Source organism: Acidovorax sp. KPB24-03, from assembly GCF_057546605.1.
In genome coordinates this window covers 1-664 of record NZ_BAAJYR010000888.1, presented here as the reverse complement: position 1 = coordinate 664, position 664 = coordinate 1, and the positions used below count along the sequence as shown (strand labels likewise).

At 75.0% G+C, this 664-nt stretch carries 1 protein-coding gene; it reads right to left on the bottom strand.

What is annotated here, in order from left to right:
- Positions 1 to 664 (bottom strand): efflux RND transporter permease subunit (locus tag AC27KI_RS26635; RefSeq protein WP_487116892.1); only part of this gene is annotated, 664 nt, incomplete at both ends.

Sequence of the window (664 nt, the reverse complement as noted above, 5' to 3'; positions counted from 1 at the left end):
GGGCAGCTGGGCGACGGCGGGCAACTGCTTGACGGCCTCGGTCACCTCGCCCAGGCCGCGCGCGCCCAGCTCGATCTCGAAGTTGACGTTGCGCGAGCGGTCGTAGCGGCTGATGACGGCCGGCCCGCCCGCCACCTCCAGCGTGACCTCGCCCAGGCGCACCGGCCCGCGGGCGCCGGGCACCGTGAGGCGCTCCAGCACCGACAGGTCCTCGCGCGCCGCGTTGTCCAGGCGCACGACGATGGGCACCTGGCGCTGCGCCAGGTTCAGCTTCGGCAGGTACTGGTCGTAGTCGCCCACCGTGGCCACGCGCAGGGTCTCGGCGATGGCGCTGCTGGTCACGCCCAGGTCGGCGGCGCGCGCGAAGTCCGGGCGCACGGCGATCTCGGGGCGCACCAGGCTGGCGGTGGAGCTCACGCCGCCGATGCCCGGGATGGTGCGGATGCCGCGCTCGACCGCCTGCGCGGCCGTGGCCAGGGCCTGCGGGTCTTCGCTGGCCAGGGCCAGCACGTACTTGTCGTTGGAGCCGCCCAGGCCGATCTTCACGCGCACGCCGGGCAGGTCTTCCAGCGCGGCGCGCAGCTGCTGCTCGATGACCTGCTTGCGCGGGCGCTCGCCGCGCGGGTCCATGCGCAGGGTGAGCGTGGCCTTGCGCGGGTCGCCC